21 protein-coding genes and 6 pseudogenes are annotated in these 21,098 nt (G+C 63.3%); 10 read left to right on the forward strand and 17 right to left on the reverse strand.

Annotated elements, in window-relative coordinates:
• Positions 1 to 8: 8 nt before the first annotated feature.
• Both V5B59_RS08110 and V5B59_RS08115 read left to right on the forward strand, forming a co-directional pair.
• A complete protein-coding gene (locus V5B59_RS08110; protein ID WP_034931510.1) occupies positions 9 to 431 on the forward strand; it encodes a hypothetical protein in 423 nt (140 codons plus the stop codon).
• A complete protein-coding gene (locus tag V5B59_RS08115) occupies positions 428 to 1,351 on the forward strand; it encodes a hypothetical protein (RefSeq protein WP_332351391.1) in 924 nt (307 codons plus the stop codon). Before V5B59_RS08110 ends, V5B59_RS08115 begins: the two co-directional genes overlap by 4 nt.
• On the opposite strand, the gene V5B59_RS08120 is transcribed toward V5B59_RS08115, so the two are convergent.
• Entirely contained in the window at positions 1,334 to 1,825 is a 492-nt protein-coding gene (locus tag V5B59_RS08120) for a hypothetical protein (RefSeq protein ID WP_169071080.1), read from the reverse strand. The genes V5B59_RS08115 and V5B59_RS08120 overlap by 18 nt on opposite strands.
• Positions 1,826 to 2,143: 318 nt before the next feature.
• Between V5B59_RS08120 and V5B59_RS08125 the strand changes: the two are divergent.
• From V5B59_RS08125 to V5B59_RS08135, 3 genes and pseudogenes are all read left to right on the forward strand, one after another.
• A pseudogene (locus V5B59_RS08125) lies at positions 2,144 to 2,481 on the forward strand (ATP-binding protein); the annotation flags it as partial.
• Positions 2,478 to 3,302 (forward strand): response regulator, encoded by an 825-nt coding sequence (locus V5B59_RS08130; RefSeq protein WP_169071081.1) that lies wholly within the window; start codon positions 2,478 to 2,480, stop codon positions 3,300 to 3,302. The pseudogene V5B59_RS08125 and the gene V5B59_RS08130, both read left to right, overlap by 4 nt.
• A 22-nt stretch (positions 3,303 to 3,324) precedes the next feature.
• Positions 3,325 to 3,879, forward strand: a pseudogene (locus tag V5B59_RS08135) (Crp/Fnr family transcriptional regulator); the annotation flags it as partial.
• 214 nt (positions 3,880 to 4,093) lie between these two features.
• Here the strand turns inward: V5B59_RS08135 and V5B59_RS08140 are convergent.
• The 3 genes from V5B59_RS08140 to V5B59_RS08150 form a co-directional block, all read right to left on the reverse strand.
• Positions 4,094 to 5,575: an ATPase domain-containing protein gene (locus V5B59_RS08140; protein ID WP_169071083.1), complete on the reverse strand. Its 1,482-nt coding sequence runs from the start codon at positions 5,573 to 5,575 to the stop codon at positions 4,094 to 4,096.
• An 85-nt stretch (positions 5,576 to 5,660) separates the two neighbouring features.
• Positions 5,661 to 6,386 carry a Crp/Fnr family transcriptional regulator gene (locus V5B59_RS08145; RefSeq protein WP_248594955.1) on the reverse strand — a complete coding sequence of 242 codons (726 nt, stop codon included), beginning with the start codon at positions 6,384 to 6,386 and terminating at the stop codon, positions 5,661 to 5,663.
• 426 nt (positions 6,387 to 6,812) lie between these two features.
• The gene (locus tag V5B59_RS08150) at positions 6,813 to 7,100 is read right to left on the reverse strand and encodes a hypothetical protein (protein WP_034916107.1); all 288 of its coding nucleotides are present in this window, start codon (positions 7,098 to 7,100) and stop codon (positions 6,813 to 6,815) included.
• Positions 7,101 to 7,467: 367 nt separating this feature from the next.
• Between V5B59_RS08150 and V5B59_RS08155 the strand changes: the two genes are divergently transcribed.
• Complete coding sequence (locus V5B59_RS08155) at positions 7,468 to 7,617, forward strand: lmo0937 family membrane protein (protein ID WP_169071085.1); 150 nt, start codon at positions 7,468 to 7,470, stop codon at positions 7,615 to 7,617.
• Between the two features lie 45 nt (positions 7,618 to 7,662).
• The gene (locus tag V5B59_RS08160) at positions 7,663 to 7,875 is read left to right on the forward strand and encodes a hypothetical protein (protein ID WP_169071086.1); all 213 of its coding nucleotides are present in this window, start codon (positions 7,663 to 7,665) and stop codon (positions 7,873 to 7,875) included.
• A 112-nt stretch (positions 7,876 to 7,987) separates the two neighbouring features.
• On the opposite strand, the gene V5B59_RS08165 is transcribed toward V5B59_RS08160, so the two are convergent.
• The 4 genes from V5B59_RS08165 to V5B59_RS08180 all read right to left on the reverse strand — a co-directional run bounded on the left by V5B59_RS08165 (position 7,988) and on the right by V5B59_RS08180 (position 10,935).
• Entirely contained in the window at positions 7,988 to 8,377 is a 390-nt protein-coding gene (locus V5B59_RS08165; RefSeq protein ID WP_169071087.1) for an NADPH-dependent FMN reductase, read from the reverse strand.
• Between the two features lie 154 nt (positions 8,378 to 8,531).
• Positions 8,532 to 9,926, reverse strand: coding sequence for an ATP-binding protein (locus V5B59_RS08170; protein WP_169071088.1), 1,395 nt, complete (start codon positions 9,924 to 9,926; stop codon positions 8,532 to 8,534).
• Positions 9,923 to 10,585 carry a response regulator transcription factor gene (locus V5B59_RS08175; RefSeq protein ID WP_332351769.1) on the reverse strand — a complete coding sequence of 221 codons (663 nt, stop codon included), beginning with the start codon at positions 10,583 to 10,585 and terminating at the stop codon, positions 9,923 to 9,925. The genes V5B59_RS08170 and V5B59_RS08175 overlap by 4 nt, the downstream gene beginning before the upstream one ends.
• On the reverse strand, positions 10,585 to 10,935 hold the full coding sequence (locus V5B59_RS08180; RefSeq protein WP_332351770.1) for a PepSY domain-containing protein: 351 nt from the start codon (positions 10,933 to 10,935) through the stop codon (positions 10,585 to 10,587). Before V5B59_RS08180 ends, V5B59_RS08175 begins: the two co-directional genes overlap by 1 nt.
• Positions 10,936 to 11,074: 139 nt before the next feature.
• Between V5B59_RS08180 and V5B59_RS08185 the strand changes: the two genes are divergently transcribed.
• Positions 11,075 to 11,548, forward strand: a complete 474-nt coding sequence (locus tag V5B59_RS08185) for a DUF1924 domain-containing protein (protein WP_332351771.1) — start codon at positions 11,075 to 11,077, stop codon at positions 11,546 to 11,548.
• 38 nt (positions 11,549 to 11,586) lie between these two features.
• On the opposite strand, the gene V5B59_RS08190 is transcribed toward V5B59_RS08185, so the two are convergent.
• Entirely contained in the window at positions 11,587 to 11,721 is a 135-nt protein-coding gene (locus V5B59_RS08190; RefSeq protein WP_332352211.1) for a hypothetical protein, read from the reverse strand.
• Between the two features lie 18 nt (positions 11,722 to 11,739).
• Between V5B59_RS08190 and V5B59_RS08195 the strand changes: the two are divergent.
• Both V5B59_RS08195 and V5B59_RS08200 read left to right on the forward strand, forming a co-directional pair.
• Positions 11,740 to 11,963, forward strand: a pseudogene (locus tag V5B59_RS08195) (cytochrome C); the annotation flags it as partial.
• A gap of 186 nt (positions 11,964 to 12,149) precedes the next feature.
• Positions 12,150 to 13,457, forward strand: a pseudogene (locus tag V5B59_RS08200) (ferredoxin reductase family protein).
• Between the two features lie 168 nt (positions 13,458 to 13,625).
• On the opposite strand, the gene V5B59_RS08205 reads toward V5B59_RS08200, so the two are convergent.
• The 8 genes and pseudogenes from V5B59_RS08205 to V5B59_RS08240 form a co-directional block, all read right to left on the reverse strand.
• Entirely contained in the window at positions 13,626 to 14,975 is a 1,350-nt protein-coding gene (locus V5B59_RS08205) for a cation:proton antiporter (protein ID WP_169071091.1), read from the reverse strand.
• 34 nt (positions 14,976 to 15,009) lie between these two features.
• Complete coding sequence (locus tag V5B59_RS08210; RefSeq protein WP_169071092.1) at positions 15,010 to 15,927, reverse strand: beta-ketoacyl-[acyl-carrier-protein] synthase family protein; 918 nt, start codon at positions 15,925 to 15,927, stop codon at positions 15,010 to 15,012.
• 34 nt (positions 15,928 to 15,961) lie between these two features.
• Positions 15,962 to 17,245, reverse strand: a complete 1,284-nt coding sequence (locus V5B59_RS08215) for an NAD(P)/FAD-dependent oxidoreductase (RefSeq protein WP_169071093.1) — start codon at positions 17,243 to 17,245, stop codon at positions 15,962 to 15,964.
• Positions 17,245 to 17,697, reverse strand: coding sequence for a hypothetical protein (locus tag V5B59_RS08220; protein ID WP_169071078.1), 453 nt, complete (start codon positions 17,695 to 17,697; stop codon positions 17,245 to 17,247). The genes V5B59_RS08215 and V5B59_RS08220 overlap by 1 nt, the downstream gene beginning before the upstream one ends.
• 312 nt (positions 17,698 to 18,009) lie before the next feature.
• Positions 18,010 to 19,005 (reverse strand): annotated as a pseudogene (locus tag V5B59_RS08225) (ABC transporter ATP-binding protein/permease); the annotation flags it as partial.
• Positions 19,006 to 19,009: 4 nt separating this feature from the next.
• Entirely contained in the window at positions 19,010 to 19,963 is a 954-nt protein-coding gene (locus V5B59_RS08230) for an ISAzo13 family transposase (protein WP_332352159.1), read from the reverse strand.
• Positions 19,960 to 20,181, reverse strand: coding sequence for a hypothetical protein (locus V5B59_RS08235; protein ID WP_248594609.1), 222 nt, complete (start codon positions 20,179 to 20,181; stop codon positions 19,960 to 19,962). The genes V5B59_RS08230 and V5B59_RS08235 overlap by 4 nt, the downstream gene beginning before the upstream one ends.
• A gap of 127 nt (positions 20,182 to 20,308) precedes the next feature.
• Positions 20,309 to 21,058, reverse strand: a pseudogene (locus V5B59_RS08240) (SbmA/BacA-like family transporter); the annotation flags it as partial.
• Positions 21,059 to 21,098 lie beyond the last annotated feature (40 nt).

Raw genomic sequence — 21,098 nt, forward strand, 5'->3', positions numbered from 1 at the left:
GAGAAGCCATGCCTAAGATTTCCCACATCGAACCTTGCGATTCCAGAGACTTGGTGGCCCGTTTGGAGGCTAATCCAAAGATACTGGCGAAAGTGCTAGAGATGCTGGAGTTGGTGGAGAACGCCGAAGGGGATCTGCGTCGGGCCGATGAAGCCGAGCGCCGCGTGATAGAAATTCTCCGCGGGACGGGCCAGGAGATTCTGACGGGATGGGCCGAGCAGGTTGCTGAGGCGGTGACAGCCGAGGTGCGGGCCGCTGAGCCGGTCGTGGTACACGCGAAAAAAAAGTTCTCTGGTATACGACATACGGCTCGGTCATGGTGGAGGAGGAATGCTTTCTCCACAAAGAAACAAACCGGCTGCTTCGTCCTTTTTCAGAAGCTGCCGGTGTCCGTTGCCGGAGCCATTCTCTGCCACTGGAGCGCGCCGTGACGGACTTGGGCGCCGACCTTCCCTTTGGACAGGTTGCGGCAAAAATCAAGGAGCACTACGGTGTTGACTTGGCGGTCAGTGCGCCCCGGACGCTCACCGAACGGGTGGCCTGTGAATTAACGGAGGCAGATTGCCTGCCGGTGGCGGGCCCATCGAACACCGCGAAGAGGCTGATTGTGGAGACGGACGGCGGAATGGTGCCCCTTGTCGAGACCGTGGAGGGCGCTGCGGACGCCCGCAAGGGGAAGCGCACGCACTGGCGAGAAGCGAAGGTCTGTATCGCACAGCGGCAGGGCGAGGCCGTTCCCAAGGCCGGCGTGACGATGGAGGGTCCCCGGGAAGCGGGGGCCATCCTGAAGCGGCTGGTCGATGCGCTGGGATTTGGCCCCAAGACCCAGGTTCACTGTGTTGGCGACGGGGCGGCTTGGATAAGCAGCCAAATCGAGGAACTGTTCGGTACTCAGGGGACCTTCCTGGTCGACTTGTTCCACGTCTGCGAATATCTGACCCCAGCCAGCAAGGTCTGCGCGCCGGATTCTGCCCAGGATTGGGTGGCCTCCCAGAAGGCGCGATTCCTGCTGGGACAGGCCCGCGAGGTGGTTGCAGAGATGAAACTGCACCTCGAACCTGCATCGGTCGATGACCCGCAGGCTCCGGTGCGCGTCGCCTGGCGCTATTTCTCCAACCGACTCGACCAGTTGGACTACCCCCGCGCACTTGCGCTGAATCTGCCCGTCGGCTCTGGCGAGGTCGAGAGTTCTCATCGCTACCTCGTGCAGGCCCGCCTCAAGCGCCCAGGGGCTTGGTGGCGTGCGGACATGGCTCAAGCCATGATCAACCTGCGTGTCATGCGACATAACCAGCTGTGGGAAACCTATTGGGAAAAGCGCTGGGCGGAGCCTCTACGCAGAGCGGCTTAAAACCGAGACTCCCCGTCCAACACTTTCGTTCGCACCCGCGTTCTCGAAGACGCTGGCGGACAGTTTCAGTTGCTCCTCGGCCTCCTTGTGACGGGTGATGTCCTGGAGTACCTCGATCGCACCAATGATCTTGTTGCCATCGAAAAGCGGTTTTGCCTCGAAGGTCAGGTAACGTCGCTTGCCCATGAGGTCGTCGAACCAGCCCTCTGCCTTGTAGCCATCACTGGCAAATTCCGTTCTCTCATGCAGACTGTAGAAGCGCGAAGCATCCGCCAGCAGGTTGTCCAGTACCAGGTCGGCCAAGCAGGGCCTGGGCTCATCGTAGAAGCCCTTCCAGTGATCCTGCGTACCCAGGACATCGCCGGCGGCGATGCCGGTCAACAACTCGCACGGACCATTCCAGGCCACCACCACATGCCGGGTGTCGACCATGAATGCGGGCAGGCTCAGGGCATTCAGTATGCTGTTAGTCATTTTCATGTTCTCTCAATTCGGGGGGCACACTGCCCGTATCGTGCGAGCTTGCCGTGCCTGCGTCCCGGATATGACCTTGGCTTACTCCAAAGGTTCCTGCCTTCACAGCCCAGCATTCTAGCCAGGGCGGGGTGAGTGTGGGTAGGACCTGTCACATTCACTGGGTGGGCGCTCCCGGCTGGTACGCGTACATTCTGCCCCAACTGCGCGCAACCGTCCGTACGCCAGCGCACAGACCAGCGACGGAGCAATCGGTATCTTTCTCTGGCGCCCCGTAGCGGCCCTTTCCGGTCGAGATGGTGCGCAGTCGTGCGCCTGCTCATCCAGCCCTTCAATCTCCTCGGGCAAAAGGCCAATGACGAGGAAGGTACGGGCATCGGCCTGGTGGTGTGCAAGCGGCTGGTCGAATTGATGGGGGGGTCATCGGAGTGGAAAGCACCGTCGGCAAGGGTTGTGTGTTCTGGATCGAACTCGATCTGATCAGCGCCGCGCAGACTGCCGCGCAGGCGCTCGAGCCCGCGCCGCTGCTCCAGTCCGGATTCATTCGCTATCGCACCAAACCGATCAAGGTCAATGAGTTCATGGAGACCCTCGACGTGGCGCTCAAGTTTGCCCAGGCGGAGCTGGCCCACGCAGCACGAGAGGAACAGGCATGATCATCAGCCGCTCCGAGATTCTCGACGCCAGCATCCTGATCATCGACGATCAGCAGTCCAACGTGCTTCTCCTCGAGCAATTGCTGAGCGAGGCCGGCTACCGTCGTGTCGTGTCAACGATGAATCCGCACGAGGTCTGTGCGCTGCATCGCAAGCACCACTACGACCTGATCCTGCTCGACCTGCAGATGCCCGGCATGGATGGATTCCAGGTGATGGAAGGTCTCAAGACCAACGCGGCCGACGCCTACCTGCCGGTGCTGGTGATTACCGCCCAGCCGGGCCACAAGTTGCGCGCCCTGCAGGCCGGCGCCAAGGATTTCGTCAGCAAGCCCTTCGATCTGTTCGAAGTCCGCACCCGCATCCACAACCTGCTGGAAATGCGCCTGTTGTACAGGAAACTCGAGGACTACAACCAGGTGCTCGAACAGACGTTGCAGGAGCGTACTGCCGAGCTGCGTGAAAGCGAAGCGCGCTATCGCAGCCTGACCGAGCTGGCTTCAGACTGGTACTGGGAGCAGGACGAGAAGATGAACTTCACCAAGGTCTCCGGGCCGGCCCTCGAGATGCTCGGGATCCGCGTCGGCCCGCTGCTTGGGGATACCGCCGAGGTGCCGCCCGCCGGCTGGAACGAGGCCGAACGGGCGGTGCTGCAGGCGACCATTGCCGCCCGGCAGCCCTTCCTCGATTTTCTCTTCCACCGCGTCAATGCTGATGGCACGCAACAACAGTTTCGGGTGAGCGGCGAGCCGATGTTCAACCGCTCGTGCCGCTTCATCGGTTACCGGGGAATCGGCGTCGAAGTGATCCCAGGGAACTAGCATCCGCAGCCAGACGCCCACCGTGTCTACCCACCCTAGTCCGAGCCAGAACCATCTTCTCGCGGCGCTGCCGACAGCCGAGTTCGAACGTCTGGCGGCGCACCTGGAACTCGTGCCGATGCTGCTCGGCGACATGCTCTACGAACCCGGCGGGCAGTTGTCCTACGCCTATTTCCCGACCACGGCGATCGTTTCGCTGCACTACGTCATGGCGTCGGGCGCTTCGGCCGAATCCGCCGGAGTCGGCAACGAAGGGGTGGTCGGCATTTCGCTGTTCATGGGCGGCAACACCACGCCCAGTTCGGCGATGGTGCAGACGGCCGGTCATGCGTACCGCTTGGGCCGCTGCCTGTTGCAACAGGAATTCCAACGCGGCGAACTGCTGCAGCGCCTGTTGCTCCGCTACACGCAGGCGCTGATGACCGAGATGGCCCAGACTGCGGCGTGCAACCGGCACCACTCGGTCGAGCAGCAACTCTGCCGCTGGCTGCTGCTGACGCTCGATCGACTGCCGACCGAGGAACTGGTGATGACGCATGAACTGGTGGCCACACGGACTGACGCTGTCCGTCAGGCGCCCGGCTTTCGCCAGTGGGGTCGGGCCGGTCTCCTGCCTCTGCTCTCGATCGTGCTACGGTGCGCCGGTGATTCCGGCAGCCACCATTTCGTTCACTCACTCGCAGCAGGAGACATGATGACCAGGCGATTGCCTTGCTCGACGATCGTCGCGAACACCGGGTCAAGGTCAGCGTACGCGGGCAATGAGTGCCGCCCGACGCGCTCGCCCTCAGTCAGTCAGTCGCCGGCGGCATGCCGGCCGCCCCGCACCCGGCTGGACGCCGGCTTGGCTGGCCACCCAGCAGCCCCTCGTAATCGGCGAGCCGCTCGCCGATTACGATGCCCTGGTCGTCGATATGGAACAGACGCAACTCGTTGGTGTGCGCGCTCGCGCGCACTTTCACCACGGCCATCACTCGCCGCAGGCAACTGTCCACCTCGATGTAACGCTGCACGATGATCGCATCGGTCAGGAAGGCCGTGCCGTAGGGGCTGAAGCGCAGATCGTTGTAGCGGTCCTCCAGCTCCGAGGTCATCAGGACCGTGACGCCGGTGCTGGCCAGGGCCGACACCATGCGCGACAGCGACTCACGGAAATTGTCACGGAAGGTGGGCGCCAGGGCGAGTTCAAAGCCGGAGAGCGAATCGATGACGACACGCGTCGCCTTGATCCGGTGGATTTCGGTAATCAGCAGCATTGCAATCTCGTCGACCGATAGTGCCGCTGCGCGAGTGTCGACGACGCCGACCCGGCCGCTCTCGATCAGGTCGACCATGGCGCGGCCGCGCGAGTGGTTGGGCCGCTGTTCGAAAGCCGCGATCACCCCCGTCTCGCCGCCGCGCGCGCCCTCGGCCAGGAAGGCGGCCGCCAGGATGCTCTTGCCCGACCCCGACGGGCCGGCCACCAGCAAGGAGTAGCCGCGCGGCAGACCGCCGCCCATCATGTCATCCAGGCCGGGCACCCCCATCCGCAGGCGATCGCCGAAGGGCACCGCCGATGGTGGAGGAGCCGGCATGGCGAGTTGCGGCGGGGCGAAGACGTGAATTCCTGCCGAGCTGATGCGAAAGGTGTGCAGTCCCGGCATGGTGCACTGCCCGCGCATCTTCATGATCTCCATCTTGCGGACCATGGAGTTGCCCTGCACACTCTGGCGCAGCCAGAACAGCCCGTCGGTGACGGTGAGAATCGGGTTCTGATCGTTCTCGGTAAAGTATCCCCCGATCAGGAAGGTCGTGGCCTGCCAGCTCGTCATCAGTACGCCAAGATCCTGGACGAATTGTTGTAGGCCGACGAGCGACCTGCCTTCATCGCGACCGGCGAGGACCACCGACGTGAAAGAATCCACGAAGACCAGTCCCGGTTGGCGTTCCTCGACTTCCGCGACGATTCGCCGCAGCACCCTGGCGATGTCGCCCGAAACCGTGTCTTCTGCAAGGTTGATGAAGCGGACACTGCGGTTGAGCTTGTCGAGGTCGAAGAAGTCGAACTGCTGCTGGTAGCGGAACATTTTCAGCGGCGGCTCACCAATTGCCGTGAAGTAGAGTGCCGGGCGCTCGGGCGTTGCCAGCGCAAACATGATCTGGTGCGCCAGGGTGGACTTGCCGCATCCGGGCTGACCGGCGATGAGATTGAAGGAGAACTCGGGCAGGCCGCCCCCGAGTACTTCGTCGAGCCCCGGCACGCCGGTACGTAGCTTCTTGATCGCGATAGTCATGGCAAGTTGTCCTGCGCGGCATGGCCGCTTGAAGGGTTGTCGTACAGCGCCCGAGGCAGCCGTTGGGTGGGCAGAGAGAGCAAGCTCAGGTTGCCTTGCGTGCCGGCAGCAGGCGATCGTATTCCTTTCTGACGACGTCGTAGCACTCGCAACTGCGCCGTTCGAGCCCGGGACGGTCGAGTACCGTGATGCGCCCACGCCGGTAGTCGATCAGGCCGGCCTTTTGCAACTGGCCGGCTGCCTCGGTGACCCCTTCACGGCGAACGCCAAGCATGTTGGCCATGAGTTCCTGCGTCATCACCAGTTCGTTCGAAGCTAAGCGGTCCAGGCTCAACAACAGCCAGCGGCACAGTTGCTGATCCAGCGAATGGTGCCGGTTGCATGCCACCGTCTGCGCCATCTGGGTGATCAGGGCCTGCGTATAGCGCAGCAGGAGGTGCATCACGGAACCGGCGCGGTTGAACTCCAGGAGCAGCAGGTGCGCCTTCAGGCAGAATCCCCGGCCGGCGCTCTGCACCACCGCCCGGCTCGGCGTCGAGTCGCCCCCCATGAACAAGGAAACGCCGACGATGCCTTCGTGGCCGACAACCGAGATCTCGGCCGATGCGCCATCTTCCATCACCGACAGCAGCGAAATGATCGCCGTGGTCGGGAAATAGACGTGGCTCAGGCGTCTTCCGGACTCGTAAAGCACCTTGCCGAGCGGCAGGTCCACGGGTTCGAGCTGCGGCAGCCAGCGCGCCAGGTCGGCGTCCGGAAGTGCAGCAAGCAATTTGTTTTTCAGGGGGTCTTCCTGATGGTCGCCAGGCAAGGCCACGCTCCTCTCCCACGCGGTGGAACTGCGAAGCGCGAGTATACCGACTCTGGTGCAGGCGCGTGCAGTTCGGGTGCCTGTTCCACGAACGCCGCTTTCCAGCGGGCGGCCCCTGCGGCCTGATTCTTCACGCCCTTTGCCTGCTGCTCGTTGCTGCCGGTCAATTTGCCGAATTCTTCCCGACATACGATCTTGCGATGGATTGCCGGCCAGGAAGCGGAACGCAAACGCAAAAAATGGCCCGGAAACGGGGGGGTGCCGTTACCGGGCCATCACTACAAGCGCCTGACGTAGAGGAGGTCTGAGCCGCCAAGCACCCGATTACATTGTCTGCCGAATGTCCGACGGGATCTGTGCGCTAGCGAACATTGGCCAGGTTCTCCATCCGTCCGCGTCGATGCGACGACCCCACCTGCCGCAGATCTACTTGATTTGCGACTTGAAGTAACTGAATGAATGGATGAATGCGTCGCGTATCTTTTCCATTTCCGCGACCATTTTCTCCCACGAATCCTCACCCGCCGCCTTGAGTTCCTCGAGTTTGGCGACGGCCAAGTCGGACTGCTGGCGCAGCTTCGCCATCTCGGCCTCGTATTTCACCAGCGCCTCGGCCTTTGTTTCCTTGGTCCGCGCCTGCAATTCGTCGATCTTGGTGTTGAACTCGTCGAGTTGCAGTTTGATTTTCGCGGTGTACTCTTCTCTCGTTGACATATCCGTGCTCCTTGTTGTTGCAAAGTGGAAGACCTGGTTCGGGGGCGGCCGGAAGTTCGTCTCCTGCCTGGCGCCTTCTCCAGTCCACCCTCAGTATAGTCGGTGGCAAAGCCGGTCTCTGTTCGTTCGCGTACATAACGGGGAGGAGACTTCGCGACAGCTAAGCGCTCGTCAGGCATCCCGGGACGTGGACCTGGCCGGCGAGATATGTACGCAGGCGCACAGACACTTGCGGACCGTGACGAGGAGAATGCCTATTGAGTTCAACAAGCAGCGAAAAGCGCGCTGGCCGACGAACCCGTCAAGACCCGGTTTGAGCGCTTGCTTGATCGGGGAAGCCAAATACAACCTGGAAAGGATAATCGACATGCTCTACACAATCGCCGTCGTTCTCATCATCCTGTGGCTCGTGGGCCTGGTTTCTTCCTACACCATGGGTGGCTTCATTCATATTCTCCTGGTGATCGCCATCGTCTCGATCCTGGTCAACATCATCAGCGGACGGCGTTCCGGCTGACGCCAGCGTGACCATGCAGAAGGACACCCGGAAAATGAAAAAATCATGAGCACCAGCAGGTTCTTCCTGCTCTCCCTGGCTCTGGTCGCGAGCGCGACGGCTGTCTATGGCCTTGGCCGTCGCACCCGGCGTCTGGAGAAACGCCAGCTCGAAGAAGGTTTGCGTAACTGGGAGGACGAGGGCGGCAACCTGGCGCCGCCCTCCGATCAGGCCGTGCCGCCCGTCGCCGCTCCTCCGAGCGTTGGCCCGAATCCCTGACACCGGAATCGCGAGGACGCCTGTTCCAGCGCCGCTCAGCCGCCGGACTGGCATGTCGGCTTCGCATCTTCCGGCGCGGGTGCCAGTTCTGTTGCAGACCTGTTGCAGACAATCAATCCTCAACCGGCCGGCCCTTCGGCGTCGGACTGGTTCTTGTCAGGCGCACCAGCGCGCTGAGCAGCTTCTGAAGGCATTGCCTGGTTGGCTCGTCGGTCAGTCTGCCGGCTTCGTCAAAGCACTGCGCGGCATTGCCGATCATGACTTCCGGTTGATTGACCGTGGGCATGTTCAGCGTCACGAGGACTTGCCGAAGATTGAATTCAAGCACGCTGGCCGGGAGCGCCATTTCATCATCCTGGTCGAACACCGGAATGCCGTGGAGTTCGAACAGGCTCAGCAGCGCGCCTGCCGGCAGAAGTTCCTGCGCCGCTTTGAGTGCCAGGCGGTTGTAGGAGTCTTTGCGCAGACTTCCGACGATGCCAAGAATCCTTGTCTCGTTCATTGTTGCCTCCTCGGTTTCCGGGACTCCCCGTGACAGTCGTGAAGAGGATGGCATGTCGGAGGCGTCCGGCTCTGTGCGCCGGCGTACACAGGAGTCACCCGCGACCACCGCCGGCGGCCTTCTTCATGACTGCCACCGGCAAGGAAACGCCGAACTATTGGGCTACCGGCAGAATCAGCACCGCGCGCAAGCCACCCAACGGGGAATCTGCCAGTTCCACCCGCCCGCCATACAGGCGGGCCAGATCATCGACGATGGCCAGCCCAAGGCCTGAGCCCGGCACCTGCTCGTCCGCGCGAACCCCGCGCTGGATGACAGCTTCGCGCTGTTCGGCAGCGAGGCCAGTACCATCGTCGTCGATGAGGATGCGCAGGTTCCCGCCTTCGCAGCGCGCACTGATCTCGACCTGATGCGCAGCCCACTTGCAGGCGTTGTCGAGCAGGTTGCCAAGCATTTCCTGCAAGTCCTGCGGTTCGCCGCGAAAAGCCAGCGACGGCGACACCGGCATCACGGTCAGCGCCAGTTGTCGATCGGCATGGATGTGACGCATGGTCCGCACCAGTCCGTCGATGATCGGTGAGAGCGGTGTGCGGGTGCCGGGGATAAGCGCAGTGGCGGCCGCTTGCGCCCGGGCGAGGTGATAGTCGAGCTGCCTTCTGGCCGTACCGACCTGGTCGATCACCAGACGGGAAAGTGCGCTGTCTCTTGCGTCCGGAGCGAGGGCTGCGTTCGAGAGCACGGAGAGTGGTGTCTTCAGCGCATGTGCAAGGTTGCCCGCCTGCGTGCGTGCGCGCTCGACGACTTCGGCGTTCTGCACCAGAACGGCATTGAACTGATCGACCAGCGGCATGATCTCTGCCGGGAAGTCGCCATCGAGGTGCTGCATTTCGCCGCTTTGTACCTTGCCGAGCGCGGTATGCAGCTTGCGCAGGGGTGCCAATCCGATGAAGACCTGGACCAGCGCGGCGATCACCAAGCCGCCACCAAGCACTCCGAGCGCCAGCCACAGCGCGCCACTGAAGCGGCTGACGGGTTCAGTCATCAGACTTTCATCGGCCGCCGCGATCAGGCGGAAACTGCGGGACTTGCCATCGGGCGTGTCGTCGATGCGCACACTGCGCTCGACCATGCCGAGCATCTTGCCTTCCGGTCCGATGATCCGGTGCTGGTGGATTTCGCCGTCGGCTGGCGTGTCCGGCGGCGTCGCCAGCACGTGATCCCACAGCGAGCGAGAACGCAACACGCCGGTTTCTGGCGGCATGCCGTCATGGGTCTGGTCGATCTGCCAATAGCAGCCCGAGTAGGGCCGGCTCAGGCGCGGGTCGCTGAGGGGAAGCGCAAGGCTCGCGTGCCCTCTGCTGTCGAGGGTCAACTGAGCGGTGAGCTGGTCGAGATGAGTCTTCAGTTCGGCGTGGAACTGGGCTTCGACATGCTGTTGGAACAGGCTGCGCAGCCCCCAGCCGGCGACGATGATCGAGGCTGTGATCCAGACCAGGGTGCCGGCCAGTAGACGGATGCGCAGCGAACTGCGTGGTGCGACCATATTCATGGTGGCGCGGAAAGACGATAGCCAAGGCCGCGCACGGTTTCGATCAGCCCCGGTGGCAGCTTCTTCCGCAGCCGGGCGATGAATACCTCGATGGTGTTCGAGTCGCGGTCGAAGTCCTGCGCGTAAATGTGTCCGACCAGATCGCTGCGCGAGATGACTTCATCCCGATGGTGCATCAGATAGGCGAGCACCTTGTATTCATGGCTGGTCAGCGTGAGCGCCTGGCCATCGACGGTCGCGCTGCCATTGCGGGTGTCCAGGGTCAGTGGTCCGCAAGTCATCTCGGCGCTGGCATGGCCACCGGCACGACGGATCAGCGCTCGCAGCCGGGCCAGCAACTCTTCCATGTGGAAGGGTTTGGTCAGGTAATCGTCGGCACCCGCGTCGATGCCGGCCACTTTCTCGTGCCAGCCGTCGCGCGCGGTGAGGATCAACACCGGCATCGTGCGGCCAGCGGCACGCCACTTGCGCAGCACGGTGATGCCGTCCATCTGCGGCAGTCCCAGGTCGAGAATCACCGCATCGTAGGACTCGGCATCGCCCAGGTAGTGGGCATCGATGCCGTTGGCGGCGGTATCCACCGCATAGCCTGCCGCGCTCAGCCCCTTGGCCAGTTGCGCCTGCAGCGTCGGCTCGTCTTCAACAATCAGGATGCGCATCAGTTTCCCTCTCCGCCGTGGCGAGTCTTTTGCTGGTCCCGTTTGTGCTCGCCCGGCCCTCTTTTTCCAATGACGGTTCCGTCGCGCGCGTCGACCTTGAGTTTAACGAGGGAACCACCGCTGCGCAGAACCTTGAGCTTGTAGACCCAGCGTTCCTGGCTGTTCTCGCGTTCGCGTTCCAGCTCGACATCGACCACCTGGCCGGGATACTCACGGTCGACCCGCTCAAGAATGGTGCGCAACGGCAGTACTTCACCCGCCTCAAGCGCCTGCCGGGCGCGGTCGTGATCGTCGCTGGCGACCGCAGCCCCGCACCCCAAGGCAAGGGACGCCAGCGCACATTGCAGCAAACACCTCGCATTTCCAGTGGCTTGAGAACTGCTTCATCACGGTCGATTGGCGACCCCCGGATTGCCTTGGCTTGTCAGACTTTCTTATAGCCCGGTACAGGTGAACGCAGGATGAACGGCAGGTTCAGTCTGCGTTCAGTTGTCCGCTGGCATAGTAGCTCCCATACCGCCCCGACCGAGGAGAAACACATGCACCGAAAACGTCGACCGCGCTCCTGCTTGCAGCCAGCCTGGCCCTGATGTTTCCCGGCGCCGGCATCGCCGGCCCGCGCGAGGAGCAACTGGACAAGTATGCCGGCGCCGCCAGGGCGCCAACCCGGCCTTCGCCGGATTCTCCGCCGCCCGTGGCAAAACGCTGCACACCCAGGCCTTCGCCGGCGGCAAGCCGGATACGCCGGCCTGCACCTCCTGCCACGGCAACGACACGCGCGGCGCCAGCCGCAACCCCGCTGGCAAGAGCATCGAGGCGATGGCGCTGTCGGCTTCGCCGTCACGTTACACCGACCCGGCGAAAGTCGAGAAGTGGTTCAAGCGCAACTGCAACGAAGTGCTTGGCCGCGAATGCACGCCGCTGGAAAAGGGCGACTGGCTGAGTTTCATGATTAGCCAGTAAGCCGCGCAAGTCTTCAAGGAGCCGAACATGAACATCCCCTATCGCCCGCTGCCCTCGGCCTGCTCGCCATCGCCTTCTCCGCTCTCGTGCTCGGCCGCGCACAGGCCGGCGGCAGCCACTATTTCCCGCCCGTTGCCGACCCGGTGGTCAAGGAGGAGTGCGGCAGTTGCCACATCGCTTTTGCCCCTTCCATGCTGCCGGCCAGTTCATGGAAGCGCATGATGGACGACCTCAAGAACCACTTCGGTGACGATGCCACGATCGATCCCGCCATGGCGGCAAGATTACCGATTACCTGGCCAACAACGCTGCCGATAGCGGTGGCCGGCGCTACAGCGACAAGCTGCTGCGCGGCGTGTCGACCATCAGTGCGCCGCTGCGCATCACCGACCTGCCGAAGTGGGTGAAGGAACACCGCAAGGTGCCGGACCGGGAATGGAAACACAAGGATGTGCGCACCAAGGCCAACTGCGCTGGCCTGCCATGCCGATGCCGAGCGCGGCTACTACGACGAATGAATGACATGTTGCATGAACACCGGATGCAACCGATCCTTCAGGGCGCAACTGGAGGTACCTTCAACGTCTTCGAGCGAATCGCCATGAAAACCCTACTCGCCAGTCTGCTCACCGTGGTCGCCGCCGTCTGGGGCTGGGATGTGTTGACCACCACCTTTCCCGCCAGCGCGCATCCACTATGGATCACCCGCCAGGAAGCGCTCTATCTGAGCGGCCTGCTGTCGATCGCCCTGATGTCGCTGAGCGATGCTGTTGGCGACCCGCCCGACCTGGTTGGAAGCCCCTCTGGGCGGCATGGATCGGGTCTACCGCACGCACAAGTGGGCCGGCATCCTGGCCATCTCCTTTGCCGCGATGCACTGGCTGATCGAGTTGTCGGGTGACATCCTCAAATCGGCATCGGTCGCGAGGGCCGCCTGCCGAAGGAAAAATTCGCCGGCCTGCTCGAAATCCTGCGCGATCTGGCCGAAGACATGGGCGAGTGGGCGATCTATGCGCTGCTGGCAATGCTGGTGATCACGCTGTGGAAAAAGTTCCCCTATCGCGCCTGGCGTTTCCTGCACCGTGCCATGCCGGTGCTTTACCTGATGCTCGCCTTCCATGCCGCGCTGCTCGCGCCCAGAGATTACTGGGCACAGCCGGCGGGCTGGCTGCTCGCCACGCTGCTGGTGGTGGGCGTGTATGGGGCAATTCATTCGCTGCTTGGCGGCATCGGCCGTGGCCGCATCGCTGTTGGCAAGGTCGTTGCCGTCGAACATCCGGCGCACGACATTACCACGGTTATCTGTCGCCTTGATCGCGGCTGGCACGGGCATCGTCCGGGGCAGTTTGCCTTCGTCACCTTCGACGACAAGGAAGGTGCGCACCCCTTCACCATCGCCAGCGCCGATCATGGCGATCGCGTCATCAGCTTCCAGATCAAGGCGCTGGGCGACTACACCCACAGCCTCGCCGTGCGTCTTCATCCGGGACAGGCGGTACGCGTGGAAGGCCCGTATGGTCGCTTCGATGTCGCCCGCTGCAACCCACAGGTCAGGCAGATCTGGATCGCTGGTGGCATTGGCATCACGCCCTTCCTCGCCTGGCTGGAGTCGCTGCAGGCCGATCCCGATGCGGCGCCCGCGGCCGACCTGCACTACTGCACCCGCGATCAGGTGAGCGATGCTTTTGTGCCGCGTCTCGAAAGCCTCTGCGCAAAGCTGCCCCGCGTTCATCTTCATATTCACGGCGCACGGCAGGGAGCGACCTTGCAGGCGGCCGTGCTGGGCGAAGCAAGAAATGCGGAAATCTGGTTCTGCGGTCCGCGCGGGCTGGCCGATTCCTTGCGCAATGGCTTACGCGCCATGGGCGAGCCAGGGCGCTTCCATCAGGAGGCCTTCGAGATGCGCTGACGCGGGAGCTCTCTCTAAGAGTACGGACCATATTTCGATGATCCGGGGTTCAAGCCTATCGAGCACTGAGCCATTTGCCAAAGGCTGGTCAGCGAACCACCCGGCAAGCCGATGCTGATCGCCAGGCAATCCGCGTCAGCGCGCGCGGCGGCAGGCTGCAGCGACCTATCAGGGCGCTTCGTCGCCGTGCTTGCCGCTTGCGGCGCGGTCGCGCCGGCCGACTTTTCGCCTGGCGTACAGATTCATCAAGGGTGTCACGGAGATGCCATGGATGACGATCGAAACGGCTACCGTCGTCAGGGTGAGCGTGATCGCCTGGTCGACGACGGGGCCGGACAGGCCGTGGTTGAGGGCGAACATCAGATAGTAGATCGAGCCGATGCCTCGGATGCCGAACCAGGAGATCAGAAGGCGCTGATCGCGAGACACCGCTGCGCCGAGCAAGCCCAACCACACTGATAGCGGGCGCAGTACGCCGAACAGCAGCAGCAGGAAGCCGAGCGTGGCCCACTCGACGCGAACATAGGGCAGCATCGCGCCAACCACCAGAACAATGACCAGTTCGGCGATACGCTCCAGTTGCTCGTTGAAGCCGCGGACCGCCTGCCGCATGTAGGCACCGGCCAGGTCAGGATGGGTGGCCACGGCAAGATGCGCCGGCTTGTCCTGCAAGCCGGCAGGCCCTTCCTTCGGAGAGCCCTGCGAGCGACTATCCTCCTTGACCCGTTGCAGGGCCAGACCGGCGGCAAACACTGCCAGAAACCCGAGAGCGTGGGCAAGCTGCGCGACACCGTAGGCCAAGGCGACGAGACCGAGGGCGAGGAACTCGTCCAATCCGACGGCTTCCTGGTGATGGGTGCGCAGGTAGACCACCAGTTTGCCGATCATCGTGCCGAGCAGAGCGCCGATGCCAAGTCCGCCCGCCAGCCCCCAGAGGACATCGATCACCAGCCATCGCCAGCCAGCGGCGCCGAGATCGTGCAGACCGAGCAGACCGAGGCCGAGAAAGACAAACGGGAAAGCGGCGCCATCGTTCAGCCCCCCCTCGCCGGTCAGGCTGAAGCGCAGCAGGTCACGGTCACCGGGCTCGTCGACCTGGACGTCAGACGCCAGCACCGGGTCGGTCGGCGCCAGAATGCCCCCGAGCAGGACGGCGGCGCCGAGCGGTAGTCCCATGAGAAAGAAGGCGACCGCGGCGATCAGCCCGACCGTCAGCGCCATCGACGCAAATGCCAGGCGGAACGGCAAGCGCCACTGCCGGCTGGAAAGCGGCAGACCCAGTTTCAAGCCGACTGAAAAAAGGGAGATCAACAACGCGACTTCGGCAACGCGTTCGAGAATGTCGGGCACTTGTCGCGGGTCTGGCGTCAGCAGCCCCCAACCGGCAGCGCCCAGGCCGAAGCCGGCCGCCAGATAGAGCATCGAAGCGCTCACCGGCAGGCGCTTCAGCAACGAACCGGCGAGGGCCATGGTGATCAGCAACGCGCCGATGACCAGCGCCCAGAGGGGAAAAGTCATCGCCCTGGCAGCGCTACCGTCTGCCCCGCTCCACCTACGACGCCGCACCGAGGACGAGGACGGCGTTCGTTCCCCCGAACGCGAACGAGTTCGACAGCATCGTCCGCACGGCGGGGGTTTCGCGGGCCGCATTCGGCACATAGTCGAGGTCGCACTCCGGATCCGGCGCCTGCAGGTGCATCGTCGGCAAGACCACCGCGCTCTCCATGGCCAGCAGCGACAGCACGCATTCGAGCGCACCGGCTGCGCCCAACAGGTGTCCGTGCAGCGCCTTCGTCGCACTGATCGGAATACGGCCTGCGCACTTGCCGAACACCGCCTTGATCGCCGCCGTCTCGATCGCATCGTTGGCTTGCGTACCGGTGCCATGCGCGTTGATGGCGTCGACCGCCGAGGGTGCGATCGCAGCCGCTCGCAGCGCCGCGTGCATCGCCGCCGCCTGTCCCTCGACGCTTGGACGCGTGATGTGACTGACATCCGTCGACAGCCCGTAACCGAGAATCTCGCCATGGATCGAGGCGCCGCGCGCGACGGCGCGCTCCCACGGCTCGAGCACGAGCATCGCCGCGCCCTCACCGAGCACCATGCCGCTGCGGTTCTTCGAAAACGGCTTGCACGATGCGGACGGATCGATCGCATCGATGGCGGCCAGCGTGTGCAGTGCCTCCCAGGCCTTCAAGGAGCCGAACGAAAGCGGCGCTTCGGCGCCGCCGGCGATCGCCACCTCCAGGTCACCGCCGGCGACGCGCCGCCAGGCCTCGCCGATGGCCACCGCCGACGACGAGCAGGCGGTCGAATACGTCAGATTCGGGCCACGCAGATCGTGCTCGATGCCGATCCATGCGGCGGGCGCGTTGTGCATGCCCATCAGCACGGTGAACGGCTTGATGCGGTCCGAGTCGTCGCCGTAGAGTGTCTTGTAGCCGTCGTCGCTGGTCTGCGAGCCGCCCATCCCGGTACCGACAAAAACGCCGGCCCGGCTGCGGTCAAGCTGACTCAGCGTAGTCAGCGCTGGATGCGGCCGCCGTCACCGCAGTCGGCGCCAGCGCGGCGATGGTCCCGGCATTGACGGCGCAGCGCGTCTTGTCGCCCCAGTGCGCGCCCAGCGTCAGCAGCCCTGGCCAGTTGCGTGCCAGTTCCATCAGCAAGGCGGCGGAGGCTGGCCGCATTGCGAGGTGGGCGAAGACCGCGGCCAGACGCAGTCGCCGCTCGAACTGGCTGCGCCACGCCGCTGCATAACGGCGGGCGACGTCGTCTTGCCAGGCCTTGCCGGAGAGCTGGTCGCGCCGCTGGTCAGCGAGCAACTGCGCACACAGGAGCCAGGCGGATTGCAGCGCCATGCTCATGCCCTCGCCGATGATCGGATGCGCCTCGCCGGCCGCATTGCCGATGCGGAACAGCCGGTCGTCAGCACGCAAGCGGACCCCCGGATCAAGCGGCCCGGCCGCCAGCCAGGGACCTGCACGCGAGGCGGCCTGCAGCGCCCGGCGAACGCCGCGGCAGTCGCGCCGGAGCAGCGCTTCGACGGCGTCGCCGGCACGCAGCGCGGACGACGCCTGTCGACAGGCTTCGAGACGGTCGCGTCGTATACAGCAGGCGATGGTGGTCAAGCCGCCATCCGCGACGACCATGCCGCCATAACCTCCGGCGAACGACAGCACGGGCAGGAGGCCCTCGTCCAGCGACGCATCGCGGAAGTTGGCCTTGAAGGCGAGCAGGTCGGAGGCCCGGCGAGCCGGGCGCCGACGCTGACGATCGAGTGGCAGCGCCTCCCACGAGCCGTACGCAGCAATTGCCACCGGCGCGCGCAAGCTCACCGCCGCGCGCGTCTCCAGCGCCTTGACGGCGCAGCGCCAGTCGCCGGCGACGCCTTCGATCGCCAGCGCGGACCAGGGCTGCAGCACATACGCCCCGGCTGCCCGCGCCCTTTCGAGCAGCAGGGTATCGAGGGTCTCGCGGCCGAGCGCCCTGCCCCATGGGTATTCCGGATGCGGCGTTGCCGGCAGATCGGCAACGATCGTGCGCTCGCCGGACATCAGTGCGACCCGGCGCAGTTCCGGGCCGGCGCTGGCCGCGAACGCCGGCCCGACGCCGAGGGCGGCGAGCAGCGGCAGGTTGCTCGCGGCGAGGCATTCGCCGCAGACCTTGCGGCGCGGAAAGCGCTGCTTTTCCACCAGCACTACCGACCAACCGGCACGCGCCAGCAGGATCGCTGCCGAAGAGCCGGCCGGACCCGCGCCGACGACGATTGCATCGAAGTCGGTGCGCATCAGGTCACCGCGGCGCGCTCAGCGCGAAAGCAGTGGCTGAAAAGGCCGGCAGGATACTCCTGCAGGCGCCATTCGGCAGAGCGGCTCGGCCACAACGCGCTCAGATCCCTCCCCTTGAAGCCGGCATGGACGCTGAGCACTGCGTCTGCGCGCGTTACCGCATTGACGCCGAGCGCGCCGAGGAGATGACTACCGGCAAGGGCGACCCAGGCACGCCGCGGCTCGCAGGCAAACAGGCGATCGCTGCGCGCAGCGATGGCGCGGAGCAGCCCAGCGAGGTCCGCATCCGCGAAATGGTGCAGAAAGAGCTTGGCGACGATCAGGACAGGTAGCCGGTACAGGTGCTGACGATCACCGCACCGAGACCAGTCGGAGTTCTCGAAGGCTGCCAGGCACTCCGCCTTGGTGTAGCGAGCTGCCGGCGTCGCCGTGCCGATGCCTTGGAAATACATCTCTAACGGGCGTCCATCGGGAACAGAAGATTTCCGCAAAAGGGCAGGTGGGACAGCCAAGCCTCGCCTTCAGGAGTCTGCTGATTCATGATGATCTCTCCCGCGTGTGGATGGAACCTGGGATCGCACATGCGATAGCTTGTGCCAACGCATCGCGCACCCTGCAGCCCGCTGGCCGACGCGATTCAAGCCGTCACTGCGGGCAGGCAGCCATCATGACCGAGGCGCGCACGGGTGTATGTGCGCCAGCGAACGGAAGATCGGCCGACGGCATGATGCGTACTCGCCGACGGCGTGCCAGCACTTTCTCCGCTACTCGGCGGGCGCCTCCCGATCGAAGCGGTAATCGCTCGCCGCATACAATTGCCATCCGCCATCACCCGTCAGTTCCAGGACCTGCGGGTGGTATTTCAGGATGGAGGGACGGTGGCCGACGCTGATCAGCGTCGTGCCGCTGCCTGCCAACTGCCGATAGAGACTGTTCTCGTTGGCGATATCGAGGGCGCTGGTCGCTTCGTCGAGAATGGCGTAGCGGGGTGCGGAGAGGAGCACGCGGGCGAAAGCGATGCGTTGTTGTTCGCCCACCGAGAGGACCTTGGCCCAATCGAGCTCGGCATCCAGGCCATCGAAGCGGGCGGCAAGGTCAGGCAGATTGACCTTCTCCAGCAAGCGCAGCAGTTCCTCGTCGGCGATCTCCTGCTCGCGCAGCGGATACAACAACTGGCTGCGCAGGCTACCCAGCAGCATGTAGGGGCGTTGCGGCAGGAACAGCATTTCCTTGGCCTCCGGCTGAATGATGCGGCCACTGCCCGAACGCCACAGACCGGCAATGGCGCGCAACAACGAGCTTTTTCCGCAACCGCTGGCGCCGACGATCAGCACCCCCTCGCCCGGATCGATCACCAGCGAAAGATCCTTGATCAGCGTTCGCGCATGATTGGGGGTTTCGACGGTAAGGTTTTCGATGGCCAGCCGGGAATCCTGGACGAAGACAATGCCATCCTCGGCCTTGGCGCGATCGGCATCCTTGCCGGCGACGAAGCCGGCGAAGCCGTGCAGACGATCGATCCCGGCGGCAAACTTGCTGAAGGCCTCGAAGTTACTGATGATCACTGTCAGCGCCGTCAGGATCGCCGCAAAAGCGCCGGTGGCCTGGATTGCCCGGCCAACCTCGAGTTCCCCCGAAATCACCCGGCCGGCAATGATCGCGCTGGGCAGGATGATGGTGACGAAGCGATAGCCATACTGAAACAGGTTCAGATTCAGCTGCGCCCTGATGAGTTTGGAACGCCCACGAAATAACTTCCCGGTTTTATGCTGTTGAATTTGGCAGGATGGTGTAATTCCATGGGGGCAGTAGTGCATCGGCGACGATGCGCAGGGATGCCTTGAGATCAAGCGCCGCTTTCCGTCCGGTTTCGTAGACGCGATCGATAATATCGACGGTGACCTGAAGTCCAGTTCGAGTCTGGGTACGCTCGATCAGTTGTTTGACCAGAGGCACGCTTTCAAATACGACGCCTTCGCAAGCGCGCGTGACATGGGGGAAGACGCGGTGCTCAATCGGATTGTGCTTGGAGCAATACGGCGGGAAGTGGGCGATCCGAATTTCCAGCTTGAGCCGATTGGCAAGCGCTTGCAAGTCCTGCTGAAACAACGGCGAGCGTGAGGGGTTGCTGCCACCGCCATCGCACAGAATCAATATCTTATCGGCATTGGGATGATCGTGACGTCCGTGCAAAGACCACCAACGTTCCACGCTGTCACACGCGAACTGCGTGGTGTCATGACTCGTGCCCAGATTGACATGGGCTTTGTTCAAACCGATGTCGTACAAGCCATGCGGTACGACTTTGCCTTCGCTATAGCTGGGAAAGTCATGATCCAGCACGGCCAGGGTCTCTCGGGTGTAAAGCGTGCCGTTCCGGTAAAAATTGCCGAGCATCTCTTTCTTCTTGGTGTCCATGGAGAGTACGGGCTGACCAGCCGCCAGGTACGCGGCCTTGAGCGCTGTGATGTTTTCAAACTGCGGGTTGCGCTCAGGGTGCTGCTTGAACGACGTCTTCTTCTGCGCCTGACGGCGAACAAAGCCATGCTGCTTCAGCAACTGGCGAACAATCCGGCAACTGACCGGGGTTCCCGTCGCGCTAATGCGCCGGGCAATCTCCGGCTGGCGCAGATGGGTCCAACGAATGGCGTGCTGCGGACAGCCCGCCGTATGCTCTCGAACGACGTCCAGAAACGTCGTCGATAATTCGGGCGTCAGGTCGAGCTTACGCTTCCGCCCACCGCCTTTTTTCGGAGCTTATCCCCCGTCGCCTCTTCCGCTATGTCCAGGTCGGCCAGTCCTTGTCGGATCGTCTTGCTATCGATCTCAAACAACTGCGCGATGTACTGCTGGCCCCCATGCCCTAACTTGTCAGACTCCACCGCCGCGTACCGGCGACGATCCTTTTCCGATAGTCGCCGATAGAATTCCTTCATTCGCCGCTCTACGTCTTCCCGGTAATAGCCCACGCTGCATTCCCTTTGCTGTTTTCAGAACAACCAAGCAAGCAAGTGGCATGCCCGAGCGCACAGTCAAAACGGGAAGTTATTTCGTAGGCGTTCCTTTGCTGAAATTCCTGAACACCTCGTCGAAATGCCGACCGACCTGCCGCAACTCCTGTGCCTCGCCGCGATAGAAGGCGATCGCTTCGGCATTCTCGCGAATCCGTACCAGACTGAAGCGAAAATCGGCTTCGCGTTTGAGCTGATAGAAGTTGAGGCCAATCAGTACCTGGCCGAACACCAGCAGTGTTACCGCGGTGCCGACAATCGCATAAACGACCAGAAAACCGACCATTTCCCGGGAAATGGACCAGAGGACGCCGCAGAAAGCGACGAGCTGCAGCAATGCACCGACCGTTACCAGCAGAAAGTGCAGCGATTCCCCGGTGAAGGTTCTGATGTCCTCGGCGATCCGCTGATCCGGGTTGTCGATCTCGGCACTTGCATTCAGTCGGTAATACGCCCGATTGCTGAAATAGCTGCCGAGAAGACGCCGAGTCAACCAGCGCCGCCAGTGGAGACCGAGCTTGTCGCGTACGTAGTAGTAGAACGCATAAATCGGCACGGCGACAACCAGGATGGCGAGGCATTTCTTGATGGCACTCCAGAACCTGTCCACCTCCCTTGCCGCCAGTGCGGAGGTGAATTCTCCCGTCAACTGATTGAAGAGCACGTCGACTCCGGTCTGCCCCAACAACAACACGACCAGCAACGCCAGCAGCCCCCTGGCGATCCATTTTTCCTCGCCGAACCAGTAGGGTACCGCGATCGCCCGGAAGCGCTGCCACAGGCGAACGTCAAAATGAACCATGGTCGATCATGGGTTCGCCGAAAACGATCGGCGTCCTTCC

Origin of the sequence: Candidatus Accumulibacter contiguus, assembly GCF_036625285.1 — a bacterium.
GTDB classification, from domain to species: domain Bacteria; phylum Pseudomonadota; class Gammaproteobacteria; order Burkholderiales; family Rhodocyclaceae; genus Accumulibacter; species Accumulibacter contiguus.